General features: G+C 60.5%; 1 protein-coding gene and 1 pseudogene. Both read right to left on the bottom strand.

Annotated elements, in window-relative coordinates; all coding sequences use genetic code 11:
- A partial coding sequence (locus RMO18_RS08120) for a hypothetical protein (protein WP_309665122.1) occupies positions 1-259 on the bottom strand: 259 nt, incomplete at its 3' end.
- Between the two features lie 179 nt (positions 260-438).
- Positions 439-3,919 (bottom strand): annotated as a pseudogene (gene rpoB / locus RMO18_RS08125) (DNA-directed RNA polymerase subunit beta); the annotation flags it as partial.

A 3,919-nucleotide genomic window follows, 5' to 3' on the forward strand; every position in this document is an offset into this window, starting at 1 on the left:
AGACAATCCCGCGGTGTTTCATGCGCTTATACTTGCCGCACAAGCACTCGTAATCCTTAATCGGCCCAAAAATACGGGCGCAGAACAGGCCGCCGTGCTCGGGCTTAAAGGTGCGGTAGTTGATGGTTTCAGGCTTCTTCACTTCACCAAAGCTCTGCGCCCGAATACTGTCGGGGTTCGCCAAGCTAATTTTAATGGCGTCGAACTGCTTCACCGCAGGTTGGTTGAACAGGTTCATGAGGGAGGTGTTGGCACGCATGTGTGTGTCGTCCTTTTTATCTGTTCAACTTAACCATTCAACCCACGGCTGAGGCCCGGCCGCTTGCGCGTCGTGCCACCCGCAGCGCCACCCATAGCGCCAGGGCCCATCCCTAAGGCAGGGCTGCTTGGTTGCTGGTAGGTGCTGGTGCCAAGGTTAGGCCCGCCACCCGTTTCCTGCAGCTCCACATTCAAGCCCAAGGCCTGAATTTCCTTCACCAACACGTTAAAGCTTTCGGGCACGCCAGCATCAAAGTTGCTTTCGCCGCGCACAATGGCTTCGTAGGTCTTAGTCCGGCCGACAACGTCATCCGATTTAATGGTCAGCATTTCCTGCAGGGTGTAGGCAGCGCCGTAGGCTTCCAGTGCCCAGACCTCCATCTCGCCGAGACGCTGGCCACCGAACTGCGCTTTGCCGCCCAGCGGTTGCTGGGTAACCAGCGAGTACGGACCAGTCGACCGTGCGTGTAGCTTGTCATCCACTAGGTGGTGAAGCTTCAGCATGTATTTCACGCCAACCGTCACCTTGCGGGTGAACTGTTCGCCCGAACGGCCGTCAAAGACCACCGACTGACCCGAGGTGTCGAACCCTGCGCGGGTCAGCGCATCGTTCACGTCCGCCTCTTTCGCCCCGTCAAACACCGGGGTCGCAATCGGCACACCTTTGGTCACGTTGCCGGCAAGCTCGAGGAAGTCTTCCTCGTTCCGGTCGGCAAATGCCTCTTCATAGGTCTCGTCGCCGTAAGCCAGACGCACCGCATCACGCACCGGGGTCATGTCGCCGGACCGGCGATATTCCTTCAGCGCTTCGTCGATGTTCATGCCAAGGCCGCGCGCGGCCCAGCCCATGTGGGTTTCCAGGATCTGGCCCACGTTCATCCGGCTGGGAACGCCAAGCGGGTTCAGCACCAGGTCAACCGGCGTGCCGTCGGCCAGGAACGGCATATCCTCGATCGGCACGACCTTGGAAATGACGCCCTTGTTGCCGTGACGTCCGGCCATCTTGTCACCCGGCTGCAGCTTGCGCTTCACCGCGACGAACACTTTGACCATCTTCATCACGCCCGGAGGCAGATCGTCACCGCGACGCACCTTTTCGACCTTGTCGTCGAACCGGTTGTCGAGCGCGCGTTTCTGCGCCTCGAACTGGTCATGCAGCGCCTCGACATCCTTGGCATCGGAATCGTCGCCAAGCGCCAGTTGCCACCACTGACCACGGCTGAGCGTGCCTAGCAGTTCTTCGTCGATGGTCGACCCCGCCTTGATGCCTTTCGGCCCTTTGACAGCTGGTTTGCCCATGACCAACGCCTTCAGGCGCGCATAGATGTTGCGCTCCAGAATGGCCAGTTCGTCGTCACGGTCCCGCGCCAGACGTTCAACTTCTTCGCGCTCAATCTGCAGGGCGCGTTCGTCCTTGTCCACGCCATGCCGGTTGAAGACTCGCACTTCGACGATCGTGCCGAATGCCCCTGGCGGCAGGCGAAGTGACGTGTCGCGTACGTCAGATGCTTTTTCACCAAAGATCGCGCGGAGGAGTTTTTCTTCTGGCGTCATCGGCGATTCACCCTTGGGGGTGATCTTGCCAACAAGAATGTCGCCCGGCTGCACTTCGGCACCGATGTAGACGATCCCGGCTTCGTCAAGGTTGCGCAGGGCTTCCTCGCCGACGTTCGGGATATCGCGGGTGATTTCCTCAGGCCCAAGCTTGGTGTCGCGCGCCGCAACTTCGTATTCTTCGATGTGGATCGAGGTGAACACGTCGTCACGCAAAATGCGTTCCGAAATCAGGATCGAGTCTTCGTAGTTGTAACCATTCCACGGCATGAACGCGACGATGATGTTCCGGCCGAGGGCCAGTTCACCCATGTCGGTGCAGGGGCCATCAGCCACCACTTCGCCACGCAGCACCGTGTCGCCCACCTTCACCAGCGGGCGCTGGTTGATGCAGGACGACTGGTTGGAGCGCTTGAACTTGCGCAAACGGTAGATGTCGACGCCCGGCTCTCCGGGGTCCAGCATCTCGGTGGCGCGCACCACGATGCGGGTAGCGTCGACCTGGTCGATGATCCCCGCCCGACGTGCCATGATGGCAGCGCCAGAGTCGCGGGCGACCACCGCTTCGATACCAGTGCCCACGAACGGGGCATCGGATTGCAGCAATGGCACCGCCTGACGCTGCATGTTCGAACCCATCAGGGCGCGGTTAGCGTCGTCGTTTTCAAGGAACGGAATCAGCGAGGCTGCCACCGACACCAACTGCTTGGGCGAAACGTCGATAAGATCGACGGCATCGCGCGGGTTGAGCATGAATTCGCCGGCCTTGCGGCTGGAGATCAGCTCGTCGGTAAAGCGGCCCTCGGCGTCTTGCGCCGCGTTGGCCTGCGCCACCGTATGGCGCATTTCTTCGGTGGCTGACATGTAGACGACCTCGTCGGTCACCTTGCCGTCGATCACCTTGCGGTAAGGGGTTTCGATGAAGCCGTATTTGTTCACGCGGGCAAAGGTGGCCAGCGAGTTGATCAGACCGATGTTCTGGCCTTCCGGCGTCTCGATCGGGCACATCCGGCCATAGTGGGTGGTGTGCACGTCGCGCACTTCAAAGCCGGCACGCTCGCGGGTCAGACCGCCCGGCCCGAGAGCCGACAAGCGGCGCTTGTGCGTCACTTCCGACAGCGGGTTGGTTTGGTCCATGAACTGCGACAGCTGCGAGGAGCCGAAGAATTCGCGCACCGCCGCTGCCGCCGGTTTGGCGTTGATCAGGTCTTGCGGCATGATCGTGTCGATCTCGACCGACGACATGCGTTCCTTGATGGCACGCTCCATCCGCAGCAGACCGACGCGGTACTGGTTCTCCATCAGTTCGCCGACAGACCGGACCCGGCGGTTGCCGAGGTGGTCGATGTCGTCGATCTCGCCCTTGCCGTCGCGAAGTTCGGTCAGCGCCTTGATGCAGGCGACGATGTCTTCGCGGCTGAGCGTGCGGAACGTGTCCGGAGCCTTGAGGTCCAGACGCATGTTCATCTTGACCCGGCCAACGGCCGAGAGATCATAGCGCTCGCTGTCGAAGAACAGCGTGTCGAACAGCTGCGACGCAGCCTCGACGGTCGGCGGCTCGCCCGGACGCATCACCCGGTAGATGTCCATGAGCGCGGTGTCGCGGCCCATGTTCTTGTCCACCGCCATGGTGTTGCGCAGGTAAGGGCCGACGTTGACGTTGTCGATGTCCAGAACCGGAATGTCGGTGATGCCCTGATCAAGCAACAGCTTCAGCGAGCCACCCTTTACGCCGCCGTCGCGGTCGTATTCCATCGTCAGTTCGTCACCGGCTTCAACCCAGATCTCGCCGGTTTCTTCGTTGATGATGTCTTTGGCCACGTAGCGACCGACAATCTGGTCAAACGGCAGCAACAGTTCCGTCACCGCGCCCGATTTGATCAGGTCGTTCGCCATGCGAGGCGTCATCTTGTCGCCGGCTTTGCAGATCACTTCACCGGTGGCTGCATCGACGATGTCAAATTGCGGACGGGTGCCACGAACACGCTCGGGGAAGAACTTGGTGACCCAGCCCTTGTTCTTCACATGCTTGTACATGACTGTTTCATAGTAAGCATCCATGATGCCTTCCTGATCCATGCCCAGCGCGTAGAGAAGCGTCGTCACC

The organism is Tabrizicola sp., from assembly GCF_031377265.1.
Lineage (GTDB): Bacteria > Pseudomonadota > Alphaproteobacteria > Rhodobacterales > Rhodobacteraceae > JAUYQR01.